This is a genomic window from Massilia sp. PAMC28688, assembly GCF_019443445.1.
GTDB lineage: Bacteria > Pseudomonadota > Gammaproteobacteria > Burkholderiales > Burkholderiaceae_D > Telluria_A.
In genome coordinates this window covers 1704384-1725390 of sequence record NZ_CP080378.1, presented here as the reverse complement: position 1 = coordinate 1725390, position 21007 = coordinate 1704384, and the positions used below count along the sequence as shown (strand labels likewise).

Sequence of the window (21007 nt, the reverse complement as noted above, 5' to 3'; positions counted from 1 at the left end):
GCGTGCTGCAGTGTCCCAGCCGCTTGACCGCCTGATGGCAGCCCTGGCGGCAGCCTATTCCGGACCGTATTCGGGACACAAAGGAGGCCTCTTGTGGAATCGCTTAGCAATCAAGTTGATAACGAAACTACCCCGAGCACTGTTGAGCGGGTAAAAACTGCGCACGGGATTGATGAACAAGATACTATAACGTCCACACAATTAGAGGACGTTATTGTGAACCAAGACTTTTACGGCATCCGCCTCACCGATACCGCAGAGGGCCGCAACTCTGCAAGTATGCTGGTCAGCAAGATGTACGCTTGGCGCGGCTACGCTGGAACGCACCAGTTAACGGACGACCCCAATCGCATCACCCTGTCGGCAAGCCATCAGGGCGAAACGGTTGGCACACTCACACTGGGGATCGATTCGCCAGTGGGCCTGCTTGCCGACGACATTTTCAAGGACGAACTCGACGAATTCCGCGCGAGCGGCGCCCGGCTGTGTGAATTTACCAAGCTTGCGTTCGATCCTGCCGCCAGTTCCAAGACTTCCATGGCCAACCTGTTTCACCTGGCCGTGATCTATGCACGCGACATTCACCACCGCACCGACATCGTGATCGAAGTGAATCCGCGCCACCGCCGCTTCTACGAACAGATGCTGGGCTTCCAGCGCCTGGGGACCATGAAAACCAATCCGCGCGTGAACGCGCCGGCCCATCTGCTCAAGGTCAGCCTGGACTATGTGAGCGAACAGGTTGCCAAGCACGGCGGCACCTGGGACCAGGAAGGCTCGGAGCGCTCGTTTTATGCCTATTTCTTTTCCCCGCGCGAAGAGCAGGGTATCGTGCAGCGTCTGCTGCGCGTCGACGAGCGCCAGGCTGCCTGAGAGCCCTATCCGCAGCCCGGCCGGGCCTGACCGGGCCGGGCCTGATTGTGCATCGTTCGTGTTACTATTTTCCGTATGGGACAACACACGCAACCTTCAAGCGCGCCTGGTGCACCGGCCGCAGCAGCGACCGGCGCCTTTTCGTACGACCAGGCTTTCTCGCGCAATATCGGGTGGGTGACGCCAGCCGAGCAGGCCATCCTGCGCGGCAAGCGCGTGGCCATTGCCGGCGGCGGCGGGGTGGGCGGCGGGCATCTCCTGACCCTGGTGCGCCTGGGCGTGGCCCACTTCCATATTGCCGATTTTGACGATTTCGATATCGTCAACTTCAACCGCCAGGTCGGCGCCAACGTCACCACCCTGGGCCAGCCCAAGGTCGAGGTGCTGGCCCAGATGGCGCGCGACATCAATCCCGAAGTCGAGATCAAACTGTTCCCGGAAGGTATCGACGAGCACAGCCTGCCGGCCTTTCTCGATGGTGTCGACCTGTACGTTGATGGCCTCGATTTTTTTGCTTTTAAAATTCGCCAGCAAACCTTCGCCCTGTGCGCCAGGCTCGGCATTCCCGCCACCACCGTGGCGCCGCTCGGCATGGGCGCGGCCCTGCTCAACTTCATGCCGGGCAAGATGACGTTTGAAGAGTATTTCCAGTGGGGCCAGTGTTCGGACCTGGAAAAGGCCATCCGCTTCGTGGTCGGACTGGCGCCGGCCGGCCTGCACCGCCCTTACCTGGTGGTGCCGGAAGCGGTCAATTTTGCCCAGCAGCGCGGCCCCTCGACCTTCATGTCCTGCCAGCTGTGCTCGGCCATTGCCGGTACCGAGGCGCTCAAGATATTGCTGGGCCGGGGAGACGTGCTGGCCGCGCCCCACGGCATGCAATTTGATGCCTATCGCAACAAGATGGTCCATACCTGGCGCCCCGGTGGCAACAGCCACCCCCTGCACAAGCTGGCCATCATGATCGGCAAGCGCCAGATGGCCAAGGCGGGGGTGGGGCAATGAGCGGCCCCTCGGTCATGCACCAGATCCTGGACCTGGCACGCTGGGCGCCCAGTGGCGACAATACCCAGTGCTGGCGCTTTGAAATCATTGCCCCAGACCACGTTGCCGTGCATGGCTACGATACGCGCGAGCATTGCGTGTACGACCTTGATGGCCATCCGAGCCAGATTTCCTATGGTGCCCTGCTGGAAACGCTGGCCCTGGCTGCCAGCGGCCACGGCATGCGCGCCGATATCGTGCGCCGCAGCGGCACGCCGGAAGAAAAACCCGTGTTCGACGTGCGCCTGGAACGCGACCCGGCCATCACTCCCAGCCCCCTGATTCCGGCCATCACCCGGCGCAGCGTGCAGCGCCGGCCCCTGCGCACCCGGCCCCTGACCGCCACCGAAAAGGCGGCGCTGGAAGAGGCCGTGGGCGAGCATTACAGCGTCACCTGGCTGGAAGGCACGCGCGTCAAGCTGCGCACCGCCCGCCTGATGTTCAATAACGCCCGGCTGCGCCTGTCGATGCCGGAAGCATATGAAACGCATCGCAAGATCATCCACTGGGGCGTGACCCACAGTCCCGACCGGGTGCCGGACCAGGCACTGGGCGTCGATGCCATGACGCTCAAGATGATGAAGTGGGCCATGGTCCGCTGGGGCCGCCTGTCCACCATGAACCGCGTCATGGGCACCTGGGCGCCCCGCCTGCAGATGGATTTTGTCCCTGGCGTGGCCTGCGCCGCGCACTTCGTGCTCAAGGCCAAGCGCCAGCCGCAGTCGATTGACGACTATGTGCAGGCCGGGCGCGCGGTCCAGCGGTTCTGGCTCACCCTTACCCACCTGGGCTTGCACATGCAGCCGGAAATGACGCCGCTGATCTTTTCCAAGTACGTGCGCGAGAATGTCAAGTTTACCGACACCATGCCTTTGCACGGCATGGCCGCAAAGCTGGAGCGGGAAACGGCGCGCCTGATTTTCAATGATGCCGGTTTCCCGGTGTACATGGGAAGGCTGGGCGCGGGCAAGGCGCCCACCTCGCGTTCGGAACGCAAGCCGCTGGAAGAATTGCTCAAGTAGCGATACATTGGCACAAACCCCGGCACATCCGGGCACACCCCTGCAGATCCCGACAGGCCGCATGCGGCCTGTTTTTACGTCGCTTGCCGGCCTTGCCGCCGGCTCGGGCAAAATACGGGGAAAACATGGGCAAAAAAAAGAGCGGACCGCAGTCCGCTCAGTGTCATGCCGAGAAATGCTTAGGCTTGCTTGCGCTTGCGAGCAGCAACGCCTGCACCCAGTACGGCGATGCCCAGCAGGGCCAGCGAACCTGGCTCTGGTACTTCAGCCAGTTTGAACTGACCGTTGTTGCTGACGAAGAAGTGGCTGCCAGGAACGTTCGAGTACGTACCACCGGCGCAGCCTGGGCCGCCAAAGCCGGCGAACTGGCAAGCGATCTCGCCAACCATGTTGTTGGTTGGGGCGCCAACGGTGTTAGCGTTGGTGAACGCGAACGACAGGATGTCTTCGCCCGACAGGTCGGCACCGTTGCCGCGGAAGAAGTAACCAGCATCCAGGCCGCCGGCAACTGCCTTGGCGAATACGCTGATCTGGCCGTTGTTGGTTGGCAGGCCGGAACCGTCTACCAGACCGCCGCCGCCAGGCAGGACTTCGAACTCAGCAATCATGTTGCCCAGGTCAGCACCGTACATGCCGTCGGTGGTGGCGTACTGGTTGTTCGTTGGGTTCTGGTACATGCGGATGGTGCCGCCGGTGAACTGGAACGCGCCGGAGAAGTTACCGGTGCCGGTTGCCACGAACGTTGCCGTGATGTTGCCACCAGCGTAGTTGATTGGGAACAGCTGACCGTTGCTGTCTGCCTGCACCAGGTTGAAGGCTGCGTGCTCCGTGAAGGAGAAGGTGCCGCCGCCGGTGTTGGTCAGCTCGATGAAGGCATTGCCGTTCACGTCCAGGTATTCGTTGATGACCTGGCCGGAAGCGAAGCCGCCGCCGTTAGGATTGAAGACCCAGTCGTTCAGTACGACGTTTGCGTTTGCATTGCCGGCCATTGCCAGTGCTACTGCTGCCGCTGCGGTGATTTTTTTCAGAAGTTTCATATGTTCCTCGAATTTGATTTGTTTGGGGCTACTGCCTGCATGGGGATATTAGCAAAGAGCGTGCCAAATATCACGATTCCTTAGTAAACAGGGACTTAGCGCTGTCCCGGATCTGAACCGGGATTATGCTGTAAAGTTATCCGACAAAGAGTTTTCCAGCAGGAAAGCAATATGTTTATATTAATTAATTTATCCGAGGGTTTAATTGGCAATCAGAATGTTTATTAGAGTCATTAATTAATCGAATGAATCTATTTATTCCTTTTGGCAAATAAAATTATCGGATCGCGCGACGGGCGGCGGGAGTAAAATCTGGCTTCACTTGTGGAGGCAGCATGGCCCGATTGATCTTTACGCAGCAGCTGGCCCGCTTCCTGCCGGTGCCGGAAGTGGCTGTCGATGCGCCCACGCTGCACGCTGCCCTCGAGCGCGCATTCAGTGCCAATCCACAGCTGCGTTCCTACATCGTCGATGAGCAGGGCCACCTGCGCGAGAATGTGGTGGTGTTCATCGATGGCCGCCGGGCGGCCGACCGTGTCGGACTGCAGGATGCACTTTTACCCGCGTCGACTGTCTATATATTGCAGGCCCTATCCGGAGGATGACCATGTACGACACTGCCTACCTGTCAACCCGCAAGGGCCTGTTCGAGCTGCGCCAGGAGGCCGGGCGCTGGCAGGTCGCGCACCGCCATTTCCTGGGCGAGCCGGTATCGATGGCCCTGGCGGACCGGCGCGACGGCACCCTGTATGCCGCCCTTAACCTGGGCCATTTTGGCGTCAAGCTGCACCGCCGCGACCCCGGCAGCGACAGCTGGACCGAAGTTGCCGCCCCTGCCTATCCGCCCAAGCCGGCCGACAGCACCGATCCCGTCGAATGGAAAAACAGGCTGATCTGGGCGCTGGAAGCGGGCGGCCACGATGAGCCGGGGGTGCTGTGGGCCGGCACCCTGCCGGGCGGCCTGTTCAAGTCCAGCGACCGCGGCAGCAGCTGGGAACTGGTGCGCGCGCTGTGGGACGTGCCGCAGCGCAGCGAGTGGTTCGGCGGCGGCTACGATGTGCCGGGCATCCACAGCATCAGTGTCGACCCCCGCAACAGCGGCCACCTGCTGGTGGCCGTATCCTGCGGCGGCGTGTGGCGCAGCCAAGACGGCGGGGCCAGCTGGACGGTATCGTCGACCGGCATGCGCGCCGACTACATGCCGCCCGAGCTCAACGAAAATGAAGCCGTGCAGGATCCGCACCGCGTGGTGCCGTGCGCCGCCAATCCCGACGTGTTCTGGTGCCAGCACCATAACGGCATGTGGCGCTCGGCCGATGGCGGGCGGCACTGGGCTGAAATCGTCACGGCGCCCGTCTCGCGCTTCGGCTTTGCCGTGGCGGCTCATCCTTCGGACCCGGAGACGGCGTGGTTTGCGCCGGCCGAGGCGGACCAGCGCCGCATCCCCGTCGACAGCGCCATGGCCGTGACCCGCACCTCGGACGGCGGCAAGACCTTCACGGCCCTGCGCGCCGGTCTGCCGCAAGAGCATTGTTATGACCTCGTGTACCGCCATGGCCTGGCCGTGGCGGACGATGGCCGTACCCTGCTGATGGGGTCCACCACGGGCGGGCTGTGGGCGAGCGCCAATGGTGGCGACAGCTGGGAGACCGTGTCCACCACCTTGCCGCCCATTTACGCCATCTGCTTCGCCCACCAGGGCGCCGCCCGGCGCTGCGCGCCATCAAGCGGTCCATGAGAAGGACGTTGCTATAATCGCAGGCTGTGTACAAGGACCAGCCTGTGGATGTATGAATCTTAAGAGTCTTGCCGACCATTTGGGCGTATCGAAAACCACCGTCAGCCGCGCCTTGAACGGTTATCCGGAAGTGAACGAAGTCACGCGCGCGCGGGTGCTGGCAGCAGCGCGCGCCTCCGGTTACGAAGCCAACCCCATGGCGCGCAGCCTGGCCGTGGGCCGCACCAATGTCTTTGGCATCATCTATCCGCTTTCGCCCGTGGATCTGGGCGACCCCATGTTCCTGGCAGTGGTGGGCGGCATGTCGGCAGCGCTCGAAGCGAGCAAGCGCAATCTCATCATCGCCCCCGTATCGGCCCGTAACGAGTTGCCTTCCTACGAGCACATGGTGCGCGGCAAGCGCGTCGATGGCCTGGTGGTCAGCCGCACCCTGGTCCACGACCAGCGCATTGCCTACCTGGTCAGCAAGGGCTTCCCCTTTGTTGCCCACGGGCGCACCGAACTGGACCAGCCCTATGCCTGGTTTGATTTCGATAACGAGGCCGGCATCGTCATGGCGTGCCAGCACCTGCTGCAGCACGGCCACCGCCGCATCGGCATGATCAGTGCCCCGCTGAGCCTGAATTTTGCCTGCCAGCGGCGTACCGGCTTCCTGCGCTGCATGGGTGAGGCTGGTCTGGCCACCGATCCGGCCCACCTGGTCGACAACAGCCATGACCGCCGCGCCGGCTACCAGGCCATGCAACAACTCCTGGCATGCCGTCCCCCGCCGTCGGCCGTCATTGTCGATAATCACCTTTCCGGGGTCGGCGCCGTGCGCGCCCTGCTCGACGCCGGCGTGGAGATCGGGCGCGAGGTGTCCGTCATCGTCTGGGGCAGCATAGAAGATTCCCTGGTGGGCGCCAGGGTCACCACCATCGACCAGCCGGGCGCCGACAAGGCGGGCGCAAAGATGATCGAGATGCTCTCTGCCGTGGTCAACGGCGCCGCGCCCATGCAGGAGCTGTGGCAGCCCAGGCTGGTGGCCGGCGCCACGGTGGGGCGCCCGCTCCAGGCGTAAAAAAACCCGGCGCCGGCAAGATGCCGGGGCCGGGGCGCGCCTGCGCGCGGCAGCTTACATATTGCGGCGGTACTGGCCACCGACCTCGAACAGGGCCGTGGTGATCTGGCCCAGCGAGCACACCCGCACCGCATCCATCAGCTTTTCAAACACATTCGCATTGTCGATGGCAGCCTGCTGCAACGCGGCCAGGGCCTGCGGCGCCTCGGCCGCGTGGCGGCTGTGGAAGTCGGCCAGGCGGGTCAGCTGCGACTGCTTTTCATCGTCCGTGGAGCGCGCCAGTTCGATCTTTTGCGGCGTATCGCTCGCATGCGGATTGCGGAAGGTGTTGACGCCGATGATCGGCAGCGTGCCGTCATGCTTCTGGTGCTCGTACAGCATCGACTCTTCCTGGATCTTGCCGCGCTGGTAGCCGGTTTCCATGGCTCCGAGCACGCCACCGCGTTCGGCAATGCGCTCGAATTCCTGCAGCACCGCTTCTTCCACCAGGTCGGTCAGTTCTTCGATGATGAACGAGCCCTGGTTCGGGTTCTCGTTCTTGGCCAGGCCCCACTCGCGGTTGATGATCAGCTGGATCGCCAGCGCGCGGCGCACCGATTCATCGGTCGGCGTGGTGATCGCCTCGTCGTAGGCGTTGGTGTGCAGGCTGTTGCAGTTGTCGTAAATGGCAATCAAGGCCTGCAGCGTGGTGCGGATATCGTTAAAGTCGATTTCCTGCGCGTGCAGCGAGCGGCCCGAGGTCTGGATGTGGTACTTGAGCTTCTGGCTGCGGTCATTGGCCCCGTATTTGTCGCGCATGGCCACGGCCCACAGGCGGCGCGCCACCCGGCCCAGCACCGTGTACTCCGGATCCATGCCGTTACTGAAGAAGAACGACAGGTTGGGCGCAAAGTCGTCAATGTGCATGCCGCGCGCCAGGTAGGCTTCCACGAAGGTGAAGCCGTTCGAGAGCGTAAAGGCGAGCTGCGAAATCGGGTTGGCGCCCGCTTCGGCAATGTGGTATCCCGAGATCGATACCGAGTAGAAGTTGCGCACCATGTGGTGCACAAAATACTCCTGGATATCGCCCATGACCTTGAGCGAGAACTCGGTCGAGAAGATGCAGGTGTTCTGGCCCTGGTCTTCCTTCAGGATGTCCGCCTGCACCGTGCCGCGCACGTTCTGCAGCACCCAGGCGCGGATCTTGGCCGTTTCGTCGGCGGTTGGCTGGCGCTGGTTCTCTTGCGCGAACTTGTCGATCTGCTGGTCGATGGCCGTATTCATGAACATGGCCAGGATGGTCGGCGCGGGGCCATTGATGGTCATCGATACCGAGGTGCTCGGGCTGCACAGGTTGAAGCCGTCGTACAGCACCTTCATGTCGTCCAGGGTGGCGATCGACACGCCCGAGTTGCCCACCTTGCCGTAGATGTCCGGACGCAGGGCCGGGTCGGCGCCGTACAGGGTGACGGAGTCAAACGCCGTCGACAGGCGCTTGGCGTCCATCCCTTCGGACACCAGCTTGAAGCGGCGGTTGGTGCGGAACGAGTCGCCTTCGCCGGCGAACATGCGGGTCGGGTCTTCGCCTTCGCGCTTGAAGGCAAATACGCCGGCGGTGAAGGGGAATGAACCCGGCACGTTTTCCAGCATCAGGAAGCGCAGCACTTCGCCGTGGTCTTCATAGCGCGGCAGCGCCACCTTGCGGATCCTGGTGCCCGACAGGGTGTGCTGGATCAGGCGCGTGCGGATTTCCTTGTCGCGGATCTTGACCACGTAATCGTCGCCGGCATACGCGGCCTGCATGTCCGGCCACATGGCCAGCAGCTTCCTGGCATTGGCGTCCATGGCCTGATCGCGCTCGGTGATCAGGTCATCGAAGTCGGCATGTTTGGAAGCGGCGGCCAGCATGCGCTTCGCTTCCTGCAGCTGCTGACGCTCGCGTGCCAGCTTGACCTGCCTGGCGGTGTTCTTGTGATAGCCGCGCACCGTGTCCGCGATCTCGGCCAGGTAGCGCGCACGCGCCGGCGGCACGATCACGTGCTTGCCGCTCGAGTGGCGAATGTCCGTCTGCGCCAGTTTGCCCGGCTGCGGCTTGAGGCCGAATTCGGCCAGTTTGGGCAGCAGGCCGTGGTACAGGGCCGTCACGCCATCGTCATTGAAGCGCGATGCCTGGGTGCCGTACACCGGCATCTCTTCCGGCCGGCGGCTCCACATTTCGCGGTTGCGCTGGTACTGCTTGGCGACGTCGCGCAGCGCATCCTGCGAACCCTTGCGGTCAAACTTGTTAATCGCGATGAAGTCGGCAAAATCGAGCATGTCGATCTTTTCCAGCTGGGAGGCAGCGCCAAATTCCGGCGTCATCACGTACATCGACACGTCCACGTGCGGCACGATGGCGGCGTCGCCCTGGCCAATGCCCGAGGTCTCGACGATCACCAGGTCAAAGCCCGCCACCTTGCAGGCCGCGATCACGTCCGGCAGGGCTTGCGAAATCTCAGACCCGGCTTCGCGCGTGGCCAGGGAGCGCATGAACACGCGCGCGCCATTGCTCCACGGGTTGATCGCGTTCATGCGGATGCGGTCACCCAGCAGGGCGCCGCCCGACTTGCGGCGCGACGGGTCGATCGAGATGATGGCGATATGGAGCGCGTCGCCCTGGTCCAGGCGGATGCGGCGAATCAGTTCATCGGTCAGCGACGACTTGCCGGCGCCGCCGGTGCCGGTGATGCCGAGCGTGGGCACGGCCAGGCCGTCGGCCGCCTCGTGGATGGCGCGGCGCAGTTCCGGCGCCGCCTTGTCATTTTCCAGCGCCGTGATCAGCTGGGCCAGCGGGCGGTGGCGCGATGCCACGTCGCCCTGCTGCAATGGCGCCAGCGACGTGGGCGAGTAGGCCGACAGGTCAATGTCGCAGGCCTGGATCATGGATTGGATCATGCCCACCAGGCCCATGCGCTGGCCATCTTCCGGGCTGAAGATGCGCGTCACGCCATAGGCATGCAGGTCCGCGATTTCATCCGGCACGATCACCCCGCCGCCGCCGCCAAACACCTTGATGTGGGCGCCGCCGCGCTGCTTGAGCAGGTCGATCATGTACTTGAAGTATTCAACGTGCCCACCCTGGTAGCTGGAGATGGCGATGCCCTGCACGTCTTCGGCCAGGGCCGCGGTCACCACTTCGTCGACCGAGCGGTTGTGGCCCAGGTGGACCACTTCCACGCCGTTGGACTGCAGGATGCGGCGCATGATGTTGATCGAGGCGTCATGGCCGTCGAACAGGGAAGCGGCGGTCACGAAGCGGACCTTATTGGCCAGCTTGGGCTGCTCGGGCACGTTGAGTTTGGCGGCGGGGGTGATGTCGTTCATGGTCATCCTTGCTGATATTCTTTTGTACGGTATATGACGTTTACGTTAACGTCAAGCGAGGACTCGGCTGCGCTGTCATCGACAACGCCAGCCAAGCCCCAGATTCCCTTACGCTGCGTGCTGCTGCGTGGCCTTGCCCAGCAAACGCGACTTCTCCTTGCGGAACACTGCCACATTGCCTTCCTTGATGTGGCCAAAGCCGCGGATCTGTTCCGGCAGGTTGGCCAGTTCCACTGCCGTCGCGTGGTTCTCGGCATTCAGGCCGGCCAGCAAGCCTTCGATCATCTGGCGGTATTCCACGATCAGGGCACGCTCCATCTTACGCTCTTGCGTGTAGCCGAAAATGTCGAGCGCGCCGCCGCGCAGGCCCTTGAATTTGGCGAGCAGCTTAAAGGCGCTCCACATCCAGGAACCGAATTCCGCCTTGACCAGATGGCCCTTGGCATCCTTCTTGGAAAACAGGGGCGGGGCCAGGTTGAACTTGACCGAAAAATTGCCCTCGAACTGGGACTTGAGCTGCTCCACAAAGCGTCCGTCCGTGTACAGGCGCGCCACTTCATACTCGTCCTTGTAAACCATGAGCTTGAAGTAGTACTTGGCCACAGCAAGGGACAGCTTGGTGCCCAGGCCCGCAGCCGCTTCCGCCTGGCGCACGCGCGACACCAGTTCTTCGTAACGCGCGGCGTACGCGCTGTCCTGGTAAGCGGTCAAGAACTCCACCCGCTTCTTGATCACGTTTTCCAGGCTTTGCGGCATCTGCACCACGATGGCCTGGGTAGGGGTGGCCACCTTTTCCACGCGCTTGAAGTCCACCGCCGCGCGGCGGCCCCACAAGAAGCTCTTCTTGTTCGACTCGATCCCCACGCCATTCAATTCGATGGCGCGCAGCAGCGACGCTTCGTTCAGGGGAATGCGGCCACGCTGCCAGGCGTAACCGAGCATGAACAGGTTGGCAGCGATCGAGTCGCCCATCAGCGCCGTAGCGAGCTTGGTGGCGTCGATGAAGTCGGCCGCGTCAATCGCCGGCGCGCCCACCGACTCCTGGATCAGGGCGCGCACTTCGGCGGCCGGATACTGCCAGTCGGCGTTCTGGGCAAAGGTGCCGGGCGGCTGCTCGTGCAGGTTGATCACGGCCAGGGTACGGCCGGGACGCATCTTGGAGATGGCGTCGGCGGCGCCGGCGGTGAGCATGTCGCAGCCCAGCACCAGGTCTGCTTCGCCGGTGGCGATGCGCTGGGCGCGCAGGTGGGCCGGGGTGCGCGCGATTTTAACGTGCGAGGTGACCGAGCCGTTTTTTTTGCGACATGCCCGTCATGTCCAGCACCGAGGCGCCCTTGCCTTCGAGGTGGGCGGCCATGCCCATCAGGGCGCCCACGGTGATCACGCCGGTGCCGCCGATGCCGTTGATCAGGATGTTGTAAGGCTGCTCGATGCCAGGCAGCGTCGGCTCGGGCAGCGGACCAAAGCCATCGTCCGCGTTATTCCTGGTCACCCCGGTCCTGGTCTTTTTGAGCGCGCCGCCTTCCACCGTCACAAAGCTCGGGCAAAAGCCTTTCACGCACGAGTAGTCCTTGTTGCAGGATGACTGGTCGATGGTGCGCTTGCGGCCAAACTCGGTTTCCTTGGGCAGGATCGAGACGCAGTTGGACTGGATGCCGCAGTCGCCGCAGCCTTCGCACACGGCGTCGTTGATCACCATGCGCTTGTTGGGGTCGGGGAACTCGCCCTTCTTGCGGCGGCGCCGCTTTTCGGCCGCGCAGGTCTGGTCGTAGATCAGCACCGTCACGCCGGGGATTTCGCGCAGCTCGCGCTGCACCGCGTCCATGTCCTTGCGGTCGTGCAGGGTCACGAGGTCCGGCAGGTTGCTGCGATCGTCGTAGCGCGACAGGTCTTCCGTCACCAGCGCCACGCGCTTGATGCCTTCGGCGGCCATTTGCTGCGCGATCATGGGCACCGAGGTCTGGCCGTCCACCGGCTGGCCGCCGGTCATGGCCACCGCGTCGTTGTAGAGGATCTTGTAGGTCATGTTGACCTTGGCCGCCACGGTGGCGCGGATGGCCAGGTAGCCCGAGTGGAAGTAGGTGCCGTCGCCGAGGTTCTGGAATACGTGCGGGACCTTGGAAAAGGCTTGCTGGCCAATCCAGGGCGCGCCTTCGCCGCCCATGTGGGTGGTGAGCTTGTTCATCTCCGGGTAGATCGCGGTGGCCATCACGTGGCAGCCGATACCGGCCAGCGCGAAACTGCCGTCCGGAACCTTGGTGGAGGTGTTGTGCGGGCAGCCGGAGCAGTAAAAGGCGGGGCGAAATGGCGTGTTGATGGCCTTTTTCAGGACGGCGTCTTTCGCATCCAGAAAGGTCAAGCGCGCCTTGATCAGGTCGCAGGTGTTTTCATCCTTGATCAGGCGGCCCACGCGCGAGGCAATCACGCGCGCCACCTGCGAGACCGAAAAGTCGGCCTTGGAGGTGAGCAGCCACTCGCCGCGCGGCGCCACCCATTCGCCTTTTTCATCGAACTTGCCGATCACGCGCGGCCGCACGTCGTCGCGCCAGTTGTAGAGCTGTTCCTTGAGCTGGTATTCGACGATCTGGCGCTTTTCTTCCACCACCAGGATCTCGTCCAGGCCCTGGGCAAACTCGCGCACGCTGTCCGGCTCCAGCGGCCATGGCATGGCCACCTTGAACAGGCGCAGGCCCACTTGCGCAGCCATCGTTTCATCAATCCCCAGTTCTTCCAGCGCTTCGAGCACGTCCAGGTAAGACTTGCCGGAGGCGATGATGCCCAGCTTGGCATCCGGGCTGTCGATGGTGGTATGGTTGAGCTTGTTTTCGCGGGCGTAGGCCAGCGCCGCGTAGATCTTGTAGTCCTGCATCAGCGCTTCCTGCTTGCGCGCCTGCATGCCCAGAGGATCGCTCGACAGGCGCGTGTTCAGGCCGCCCTCCGGCATGACGAAGTCTTGCGGAATCTTCACTTGGACGCGGTGCGGGTTGGCATCGACCGACGCGCTCGACTCGACCGTGTCGGCCAGCGCCTTGAACGCCACCGTGCAGCCGGAAAAACGGGACATGGCCCAGCCGTGCACGCCCAGGTCCAGGTATTCCTGCACATTGCAGGGGTATAGCAGCGGCACCATGCAGGCCGAGAAAATGTGGTCGGACTGGTGCGGCAGGGTCGAGGAATAGGCGCCATGGTCGTCGCCGGCCACCAACAGCACGCCGCCATGCTTGGCCGTACCGGCGTGGTTCATGTGCTTGAAAACGTCGCCGCAGCGGTCCACGCCCGGGCCCTTGCCATACCACATGGCAAACACGCCATCGTACTTGGCAGGGCCGATCAGGTCGACCGTCTGCGAACCCCACACCGCCGTGGCCGCCAGGTCTTCATTCACGCCGGGGACAAACTGCACATGGTGCGCTTCCAGGTGTTTCTTGGCTTTCCACAGCGTTTCATCGAGGCCGCCAAGGGGCGAGCCGCGGTAGCCGGAAATGAAGCCTGCCGTGTTCAGGCCGGCGGCAAGGTCGCGCTCGCGCTGCATCATGGGCAGGCGCACCAGGGCCTGGATGCCGGACAGGAAGATGTTGCCGGAGGTAGCGGTGTACTTGTCGTCGAGGGTGACCGTGCTGAGGCGGTCGGCCACGTCCTGCTGGGCAGGCGCGCTTGCCGTGGTGTCTGGCATGTGAGGCTCCAAAGGGTATTCGGGTGGTGTCCCCGCCACGGAAGCGCCGGGTAGGCGCAGGCGGTGGGGGAGGGCGTCGCGGGTACGACTAACCTTGGGAGTGTAGAACCTTCGCGGCCACAGGGGAAATAGGGTTTGCCGATGGGGGTATAAGAAAAAACGATGGCCCGGCCTGGCTGCCCATTATTTGATCAGGCGCGCGCCCAGCCAGGCCTGGTCCGCGCACAGTTCGCGCGTGACCTGTTCCACCAGGCGGCTGACGGCGGCGGCGGCATTGGTCAGTGGAATGTTGCGTGAGGCGCACAAGGTGACCAGGCGCGACAGCGCCGGGCGTTCAATGGGAAATGCGCGCAGGGTGCCGCTGGCCACATCGGCCAGCAATGGCGCCACCGGCAGGATGGTGGCGCCCATGTCGGCCAGCAGGGCCGAGCGCAGGATGGCGATGGAATTGATTTCGGTAACCTTGGGCAGCACCAGGCCGGCCCCGCGGGCCACGTTTTCAATGCGGGGGCGCACGCCTTGCTGCTGGGCCGGCAGGATCAGGGGCATGGCCAGGGCTTCTTCGAGCGTGAGGCGCTCTGCCGGCGGCACGAAGGCAGAGCCGGCGCGGCAGATGAACATCAAGTCTTCTTCCACCAGCGGCGTATTGGCAAAGCCGGCCAGCTGGCCATCGTCGAACAGCACGGCCAGGTTGATGCGCCCGGCGCGCAGCTGCTCGGCCAGGTTGCCGGACAATTCTTCCGTCAGCTGCAGGGTAATTTCCGGATAGCTGGCGCGCGAGGCCATCAGGAGGGGCAGGGCGAGCGCGCCGGAAATGCTGTGCGGCAAGCCCAGCGTGACGCTGCCGGACGGGCGCGTGGTCGACTGGGTGACCGCCGAGCGGGCGTCGCTTACCTGCTTGAGGATGGCTTGCGCGTGCTGGTAAAACACCTTGCCCGCATCGGTGGAGAGCACGCCCTGGGCCGAGCGGTGCAGCAGCTGGGCCCCGAGTTCTTCTTCCAGCTGGCGCAGTTGCTGGGTGAGGGCGGGCTGGGCCACGTGCAGGACCAGCGCCGCTTTCGAGAGCGAACCGTGGTCGACGATGGCGACAAAATAGCGGAGCTGGCGCAGTTCCATCCGGGCGGGACGGATCAGAAGAATTCGGCAGTGTCGTTGGAGGCCGCCGCTGCCAGCAGGCCGCCCGACACCAGCTGGTCGTAGTGGCAGGCCTGGTTGCGGCCATGGCTCTTGGCGTAATACAGGGCCTGGTCGGCGCGGCCGAGGATATTGACGGGCGACTCATACGGGCTGATGGCCACGTAACCGACGCTGACGGTGACGGTGCCGACCTGGGGAAAGACGTGCGCCTCGACATTGGTGCGGAAGCGGTCGATGATCTTTTGCGCGTTTTCCAGCGTGCTTGAACGCAGCAGCACGACAAATTCCTCGCCCCCGAAGCGAAACACCCGGTCTTGCGAGCGGAAGGAGGATGTCATGAGATTGGCGATCAGAATCAGGACTTCATCACCGTACAGGTGGCCAAACTTGTCGTTGACGGCCTTGAAATGGTCAACATCGACCACCGCCAGCCATTGTTTTTGCTCTTCCGTTGCCTGGCGCCGCTCGGGCTGGCCCGGCAGGGGCGCATCCTGGTCGCTGGCCGAGGCGTGCAGCATCTTGGCCAGCTGGTCATCGAAGGTTTTGCGATTGAGCAAACCCGTGAGTGAATCGCGCTCGCTGTAGTCGAGCAGGTTCTGGAAATTGCGGTAGACACTGACGATGCCGCCGATGACGTGTACGGTGTCCGGGCTGTAGGCCGTGGGGCGCACAATTTCCAGGCAGGTGAGGGCCTTGTCGCCAATCCAGATGGGCAGCCACAGGGTATGCCTGCCGTCGGCGGACACGGATTCGGCGCTTGAGTCATGCTCGCGCAGGCAGGCTTCCAGGGCGGGAAACTGGGCAATGGGCTCGCCCAGGTAGCTGGGATCGGGGTGGTCTTCCATGCGCGCCGCTTCGCCATCGGCAATGATGGCGCGGGCGCGTACGTACTGCGTTCCCTTGGCCGGCACGATGGTGAGCACGCGCGTCTGCAAGGCGCCTGCCAGTTCCTGGACTGCCGAGATCACGGAGATGTCGAGCATCGTGTGATCGCGGTGGCCAGTCATATCCACCATGTGTTTCAGAAGGGAATCCATGTCACTCTTAATCTCGTCTGCCCATAGCCTGCGGCTGAATCCATCGGGGCGCCGTGCAGGATAAAGCTTTTTTGCAAACCAGGCAATTATCTTGCCCCAGTGGGCACCTGCTTTCCGATTCTACCGTTGACCACGATACCACGGGACACGGTAGGAAAACTATTTCCCTTAGCGCCAGATCAAGGCCGGCGCGCTCCCACAGGCAAAGTTGCGCACTGTCAATATCCGTGGTGCGCAATATATTTATAGTGAATTCAATGGCGCGGCACTCCGGAAAACAAGCAGGAGCTTTCAGGAGGCAGGAGCCGCAGGCGGGGTTCCGGATCGCGTCAGGGTTTGTCTCTCTTTCACATTTAAGGAGTTTGTCATGAGCAATTTTATCTCGGCAGTTCGTACCTTCATTGCTGACGAAGACGGCGTGACCGCGCTGGAGTACGGCATGATCGCCGCCCTCATCGCTGCCGTGATCGTCACCACTGTCGGCGTGCTGGGCGACGAGGTGAACGCCGCGTTCACCAAAATCTCCGACGCACTGCAGTAATCCGGCAAGCCGCCCGGCCGGGACTCCGCCCGGGCGGCTCTTTACTGGCCCACTTCAGGATGACCGTCATGCCCACTGCGCCGCTTCCCGACCTGATCCTGATTGTCCTGCTGCTGGCCGCCAGCGCGTTTGACCTGCATCACCGCAAAATACCGAACCGTTTGCTCGCTCTCGGCCTGCTCGCTGCCCTCACCGTGCATTTGTGCTCCGGCAATCCATCCCATGTGCTGACCGTGTACCTGGCCGGCTTTGGGGTCGGCTTGCTGATGTTCCTCCCCCTTTACCTGCTGGGCGGCATGGCCGCCGGCGACGTCAAGCTGATGGCCACCGTGGGCGCCTTCCTCGGGCCTTCCCTTGCATTTCAGTCCAGCCTGGCGACTTATTGCGCCGGCGGCTTGCTGGCGCTCGCCATCGTGCTGTGCCGCCGCCGCGGCCGCGCCGCCCTGGCCAATGTGGGCGCGATCCTCCATCCCATGCTGCTGCGTCTGCACGGCGCGCGCCTGCCCAGGGAGCATGCCCCGGCCGCCAGTGTCGGCGGCATGCCGTACGCGGTGGCCATCACGCTGGGCACCTGCGCCGTGCTGTGGCTGCGCCACAGCTGAGCTTGCGGCTTTGCATTGCTTGCTCCCGGTCAAAAGCTTGGCGGGAACCAAACCCTACAATCAATTATGACTTTCAGAAATAGTGCGAGGTAGTTCATGACTGACGTTGAATCATCGGCCACTACGGACGACGCCACCCGGCTGCCGCCCCAGCCCAAGAGCGTGCGCGAGACGGGCTTGGAGCAGGCGCTGCTGGTCGAGCTGGTCGCCAAGGCCATGTTCACGACCGGGCGCATCCATCTGCCCGTGCTCACCGGCAAGCTTCGCCTGTCGATCAATGTCTTGCGCGAAGTACTCGGCTTCATGCTGGCCGAGCAGCTGGTGGAAGTCGCTTCCCGCGGCGACTCCGACCTGGATGTGAATTACCAGCTGACGGGCAACGGCAAGCTGCGCGCGGCCGAGTTCCTGGCCCGCTGCCGCTACACGGGCCCCGCCCCCGTCACCCTGCAGGCTTACCGCGACATGGTGCAGCGCCAGGCCGCGCGCCACGCGGCCCAGCCGCGCGTGTCCAGTGCCGGCCTGGCCGCCGCCTTTGGCGAAGACATTCTCGAGCCTGCCGTGCGCGACATGATCGGGGCTGCCTTGCAGTCGAGCCGCTCGCTGCTGCTGCACGGGCCCTCGGGCAGCGGCAAGAGCACCCTGGCACGCAAGCTGGGCCAGCTCCTGCCCGGCGCCATTGGCGTGCCGCATGCCATCCTGGTCGACCACGACATCGTCCTGGTCTACGACCCGCTGCTGCACCTGCCCCCCCAGCTGCCCCAGCGCCAGGGCGAAGACCGGCGCAGCGTGGACGCGCGCTGGGCCCTGTGCCAGCGGCCCCAGATCCGGGTCGGGGCCGAACTGTCGGCCGCCATGCTCGACCTGCGCTATGACGACACGGGCGGGGTGTACTACGCGCCGCCGCACCTGATGGCCAACAATGGCATGCTGCTGATCGACGACCTGGGGCGCCAGCGCCTGGCCACGGCCGACCTCATGAACCGCTTCAGTGCGCCGCTCGACGGCGGCGCCGACCAGCTGACCCTGGAAGGCGGCCACAAGGTGGGCGTGCCCTTCGACGTGACCCTGGTGCTGGCCACCAACCTGCCGCCCCACAGCCTGCTCGACGAATCGCTAATGCGCCGCATCGGTTACAAGATCCCGGTCGGCGCCCTGTCGGAAAGCAATTACCGCTCCCTGTTCAAGCGCCAGTGCCGCCTGACCCGCGTCGCGTTTGACGAGTGTGCCTTCGATTACCTGATCACCTGCCTGCACCCGTCCCATGGACGCGCGCTGCTGGCCAGCTATCCCCGTGAACTGCTGAGCAGGATTGCCGATTTCGCGAGTTTCGCAGGCGCCCAGGCGCGCCTGTCGGTGCCCGCGCTCGACCAGGCCTGGAGCAGCATGTTTGCAGGATGTATCAGTGGCGCTGCGGCGCCATCCCAGCCGTCCTTTACTCCCCTCGCCGTGTGCGGTGACCCCTTGCTTGAGAGAATCTCATGAAAAACAAGCGTGCAATTGTAATGTTGGCCGTCGCGGTCCTGTTCGGGATCGCCGCAGTGGCGCTGGCATGGAAGTGGCTGCAAGGCCAGGCCAGTGCAAACTCCAATCGGGTGGTGGTGGCCACCACCGATGTCCACCGGGGCCAGCGCCTGGCACCGGAAATGCTCCGGCTGGTCGAGCGTCCCTCGAAGGATGTGCCCAAGGATGCCTTTACCGATCCGGCCCTGCTCAATGAACGCGTGCTCAAGGCCAATATCGTCAAGGGCGAAATCCTGGCCGAGACCAAGCTGGCCCCGGCCGGCACCATGGGCGGCCTGTCGGCCTTGATCAGTGAAGGCAAGCGCGCCATCACGGTGCGCGTCAATGACGTGATCGGCGTGGCCGGCTTTGCCCTGCCCGGCAACTACGTCGACATCATTGTCCACACCGAGCGCGATCCGGTCGAAGGCGAGCGGGCCCAGCGCGGCGCCCTGCACGTATCGAAGATCGTGCTCGAACGCATCCTGGTGCTGGCCGTGGCCCAGGAGGTGAACCGCGATGAAACCAAGCCCAAGGTGGTCAATGCCGTGACCCTGGAAGTGACGCCGGAGCAGGCCGAGAACCTGGACCTGGCGCGCGGCGTGGGCACCCTGTCGCTGGCGCTGCGCAACCAGATCGACCGCACCCTGCCGGCCACCGCCGGCGCCACCAAGAGCACGCTGCTCGACGACCTGGACGCCATTGCCGCCAGGGCCAAGCCGGTCGCGGCCCCGGCCCCCGTCAAGCGGGTCGCTGCCCGGCCCCGGCCTGCTGCGCCCAGGCTGGCAGTCAATACGGCCAGCCGGCGCGACTGCGTCAGCGTGCTCAATGGCCTGCAAACGTCGCAAGAGTGCTTCTGATTTTCCACCACATTTTTCGGGATGAGTGCTATGAACCTTCACAACAAGCACGCCAGCGGCCTGGTGCTGGCCCTCGCATGCGGCGCAGCAACAGCCGCACCGGCACCGGCGGTCAAGCCGCAGCTCGAGCGCGCCGACAGCGGACCGCGCTGCACGGGCGAGGCGGCCCGTCCGGGCAGCATGACGCTGATGATGGGCAAGTCGCACCTGATGCGCCTGCCCGAGCCGGTACGCCACCGCAGCATCGGCAATTCCTCCGTGGCCCAGGCCATGCTGGTGGCGCCCGACACCCTGTACCTGCTGGGCGTGGATGTGGGCACCACCAACATGATCATCCAGGGCAAGAGCGGCAGCTGCAGCATCGTGGAAATCCAGGTCATGATGGATCCGGCCGCGATCCAGGCGGCCATGGCGACCGCGCTGCCGGACGAAAAAGACATCAAGGTCACCAGCGCCAATGAAACCATCGTGCTGACCGGCACCGTGGCCGACGCCTTTGCCGTGCAGCGGGCCGGCGAAATAGCGCTGGCCTTTGTGCGCGAAACCTCGCGTTCGCTGGCGCGCAAGGATGACGACTCCGGCACCGCCGCCCGTGGCGGCGCCACCACCGACAAGAGCGCCCCGCCCGAACTGCGCGTGATCAACATGCTGGCCGTGAGCGCGCCCCAGCAGGTGATGCTGGAAGTGAAGATTGCCGAAGTATCGAAAACGCTGCTCGAGCGCCTCGAAGGCGGCGTGACCTGGCGCTTCAATTCCGGCAGCTGGGCCACCACCTTGCTGGCCAATTTCCTCACCGGCACCACCGGCGGCATGGTCAGCAATGTCAAGGATAACGGCAACCGGGTCCGGGCCGATGCCCAGAAGACCGATGGCCTGGTGCGCATCCTGGCCGAGCCGAACGTGATGGCCGTCAGCGGCCAGGAAGGCAGCTTCCTGGCGGGCGGGCGCATCTTTATTCCCGTGGCCCAGGACAACAACAAGGTCACGCTGGAAGAAAAGGAATTCGGTGTCGGCCTGCGCTTCACCCCCACCGTGCTGGCCGGTGGACGCATCAACCTGCGGGTGGCCCCGGAAGTATCGGAAGTGTCGCGCGAAGGCATCGGCATTTCGGCCGCCGGCTTTGCCGCCGGCGCCGTGCTGCCCCTGATCACCACGCGCCGCGCCAGCACCACGGTCCAGCTGTATGACGGCCAGAGCTTTGCCATCGGCGGCTTGATCAAGAACAACCTGGTGACCAGCCTCAAGGGCCTGCCGGGGCTCGGTGAAATGCCGGTGCTCGGCGCCCTGTTCCGCAGTGCCGATTACCAGCACGACCGCAGCGAGCTGGTGTTCGTGGTCACGGTTCACCTGGTCAAGCCGCTGCCGCCGAACTACGCGCTGCCAACCGACAAGGTCAATGCGCCGACCCGCGCCGAATTCCTCCTGGGCGGCAAGCATGAAGGCAGTGGCGCCCCCATGGCCCCGGCCGCCAGCCGGAACCCGGCGGCCGCGCCCACCCAGGAAACGCCGGGCGGCTTTGAAGTCAAATGAACAGGAGAATTGCC

15 protein-coding genes and 1 pseudogene are annotated in these 21007 nt (G+C 64.0%); 11 read left to right on the top strand and 5 right to left on the bottom strand.

The window, feature by feature from the left end:
• The first annotated feature begins 216 nt into the window (after positions 1–216).
• The 3 genes from KY495_RS07755 (at position 217) to KY495_RS07745 (ending at position 2936) form a co-directional block, all read left to right on the top strand.
• The gene (locus KY495_RS07755; RefSeq protein WP_229518526.1) at positions 217–873 is read left to right on the top strand and encodes an N-acetyltransferase; all 657 of its coding nucleotides are present in this window, start codon (positions 217–219) and stop codon (positions 871–873) included.
• 75 nt (positions 874–948) lie between these two features.
• Positions 949–1875 carry a ThiF family adenylyltransferase gene (locus tag KY495_RS07750; protein ID WP_219883089.1) on the top strand — a complete coding sequence of 309 codons (927 nt, stop codon included), beginning with the start codon at positions 949–951 and terminating at the stop codon, positions 1873–1875.
• Positions 1872–2936, top strand: a complete 1065-nt coding sequence (locus KY495_RS07745) for a molybdopterin biosynthesis protein MoeY (RefSeq protein WP_219883088.1) — start codon at positions 1872–1874, stop codon at positions 2934–2936. The genes KY495_RS07750 and KY495_RS07745 overlap by 4 nt, the downstream gene beginning before the upstream one ends.
• Positions 2937–3115: 179 nt before the next feature.
• Here KY495_RS07745 and pepA read toward each other — a convergent pair whose 3' ends face one another.
• A complete protein-coding gene (gene pepA, locus KY495_RS07740) occupies positions 3116–3973 on the bottom strand; it encodes a flocculation-associated PEP-CTERM protein PepA (RefSeq protein ID WP_219883087.1) in 858 nt (285 codons plus the stop codon).
• A gap of 335 nt (positions 3974–4308) precedes the next feature.
• On the opposite strand from pepA, the gene KY495_RS07735 reads away from it, so the two are divergent.
• The 3 genes from KY495_RS07735 to KY495_RS07725 are packed head-to-tail and all read left to right on the top strand — an operon-like array spanning position 4309 to position 6771.
• Complete coding sequence (locus KY495_RS07735) at positions 4309–4578, top strand: MoaD/ThiS family protein (protein WP_219883086.1); 270 nt, start codon at positions 4309–4311, stop codon at positions 4576–4578.
• 2 nt (positions 4579–4580) lie between these two features.
• Positions 4581–5711, top strand: a complete 1131-nt coding sequence (locus KY495_RS07730) for a glycoside hydrolase (RefSeq protein ID WP_219883085.1) — start codon at positions 4581–4583, stop codon at positions 5709–5711.
• Positions 5712–5763: 52 nt separating this feature from the next.
• Positions 5764–6771 carry a substrate-binding domain-containing protein gene (locus KY495_RS07725; protein ID WP_219883084.1) on the top strand — a complete coding sequence of 336 codons (1008 nt, stop codon included), beginning with the start codon at positions 5764–5766 and terminating at the stop codon, positions 6769–6771.
• A gap of 54 nt (positions 6772–6825) precedes the next feature.
• Here KY495_RS07725 and icmF read toward each other — a convergent pair whose 3' ends face one another.
• The 4 genes and pseudogenes from icmF to KY495_RS07705 form a co-directional block, all read right to left on the bottom strand.
• A complete protein-coding gene (gene icmF, locus KY495_RS07720) occupies positions 6826–10113 on the bottom strand; it encodes a fused isobutyryl-CoA mutase/GTPase IcmF (protein ID WP_229518525.1) in 3288 nt (1095 codons plus the stop codon).
• A 108-nt stretch (positions 10114–10221) separates the two neighbouring features.
• A pseudogene (locus KY495_RS07715) lies at positions 10222–13786 on the bottom strand (indolepyruvate ferredoxin oxidoreductase family protein).
• Between the two features lie 183 nt (positions 13787–13969).
• Positions 13970–14902 (bottom strand): LysR substrate-binding domain-containing protein, encoded by a 933-nt coding sequence (locus KY495_RS07710; RefSeq protein ID WP_219883082.1) that lies wholly within the window; start codon positions 14900–14902, stop codon positions 13970–13972.
• A 14-nt stretch (positions 14903–14916) separates the two neighbouring features.
• Positions 14917–15960, bottom strand: a complete 1044-nt coding sequence (locus KY495_RS07705; protein ID WP_219883081.1) for a GGDEF domain-containing protein — start codon at positions 15958–15960, stop codon at positions 14917–14919.
• A 367-nt stretch (positions 15961–16327) separates the two neighbouring features.
• On the opposite strand from KY495_RS07705, the gene KY495_RS07700 reads away from it, so the two are divergent.
• The 5 genes from KY495_RS07700 (at position 16328) to KY495_RS07680 (ending at position 20993) form a co-directional block, all read left to right on the top strand.
• Positions 16328–16501, top strand: coding sequence for a Flp family type IVb pilin (locus tag KY495_RS07700; protein WP_219883080.1), 174 nt, complete (start codon positions 16328–16330; stop codon positions 16499–16501).
• Positions 16502–16569: 68 nt separating this feature from the next.
• Positions 16570–17103: a prepilin peptidase gene (locus KY495_RS07695; protein ID WP_219883079.1), complete on the top strand. Its 534-nt coding sequence runs from the start codon at positions 16570–16572 to the stop codon at positions 17101–17103.
• Between the two features lie 96 nt (positions 17104–17199).
• Complete coding sequence (locus tag KY495_RS07690) at positions 17200–18585, top strand: ATP-binding protein (protein ID WP_219883078.1); 1386 nt, start codon at positions 17200–17202, stop codon at positions 18583–18585.
• Positions 18582–19463, top strand: coding sequence for a Flp pilus assembly protein CpaB (gene cpaB / locus KY495_RS07685; protein ID WP_219883077.1), 882 nt, complete (start codon positions 18582–18584; stop codon positions 19461–19463). The genes KY495_RS07690 and cpaB overlap by 4 nt, the downstream gene beginning before the upstream one ends.
• A 30-nt stretch (positions 19464–19493) precedes the next feature.
• Positions 19494–20993 carry a type II and III secretion system protein family protein gene (locus tag KY495_RS07680; RefSeq protein ID WP_219883076.1) on the top strand — a complete coding sequence of 500 codons (1500 nt, stop codon included), beginning with the start codon at positions 19494–19496 and terminating at the stop codon, positions 20991–20993.
• Positions 20994–21007 lie beyond the last annotated feature (14 nt).

What these genes read in the sequence shown, in the direction of transcription:
- KY495_RS07750 (WP_219883089.1), top strand. Translation starts at nt 949, where the DNA reads ATGGGACAACACACGCAACCTTCAAGCGCGCCTGGTGCACCGGCCGCA.
- KY495_RS07745 (WP_219883088.1), top strand. Translation starts at nt 1,872, where the DNA reads ATGAGCGGCCCCTCGGTCATGCACCAGATCCTGGACCTGGCACGCTGG.
- pepA (WP_219883087.1), bottom strand. Translation starts at nt 3,973, where the DNA reads ATGAAACTTCTGAAAAAAATCACCGCAGCGGCAGCAGTAGCACTGGCA.
- KY495_RS07735 (WP_219883086.1), top strand. Translation starts at nt 4,309, where the DNA reads ATGGCCCGATTGATCTTTACGCAGCAGCTGGCCCGCTTCCTGCCGGTG.
- KY495_RS07730 (WP_219883085.1), top strand. Translation starts at nt 4,581, where the DNA reads ATGTACGACACTGCCTACCTGTCAACCCGCAAGGGCCTGTTCGAGCTG.
- KY495_RS07725 (WP_219883084.1), top strand. Translation starts at nt 5,764, where the DNA reads ATGAATCTTAAGAGTCTTGCCGACCATTTGGGCGTATCGAAAACCACC.
- icmF (WP_229518525.1), bottom strand. Translation starts at nt 10,113, where the DNA reads ATGAACGACATCACCCCCGCCGCCAAACTCAACGTGCCCGAGCAGCCC.
- KY495_RS07710 (WP_219883082.1), bottom strand. Translation starts at nt 14,902, where the DNA reads ATGGAACTGCGCCAGCTCCGCTATTTTGTCGCCATCGTCGACCACGGT.
- KY495_RS07705 (WP_219883081.1), bottom strand. Translation starts at nt 15,960, where the DNA reads ATGGATTCCCTTCTGAAACACATGGTGGATATGACTGGCCACCGCGAT.
- KY495_RS07700 (WP_219883080.1), top strand. Translation starts at nt 16,328, where the DNA reads ATGAGCAATTTTATCTCGGCAGTTCGTACCTTCATTGCTGACGAAGAC.
- KY495_RS07695 (WP_219883079.1), top strand. Translation starts at nt 16,570, where the DNA reads ATGCCCACTGCGCCGCTTCCCGACCTGATCCTGATTGTCCTGCTGCTG.
- KY495_RS07690 (WP_219883078.1), top strand. Translation starts at nt 17,200, where the DNA reads ATGACTGACGTTGAATCATCGGCCACTACGGACGACGCCACCCGGCTG.
- cpaB (WP_219883077.1), top strand. Translation starts at nt 18,582, where the DNA reads ATGAAAAACAAGCGTGCAATTGTAATGTTGGCCGTCGCGGTCCTGTTC.
- KY495_RS07680 (WP_219883076.1), top strand. Translation starts at nt 19,494, where the DNA reads ATGAACCTTCACAACAAGCACGCCAGCGGCCTGGTGCTGGCCCTCGCA.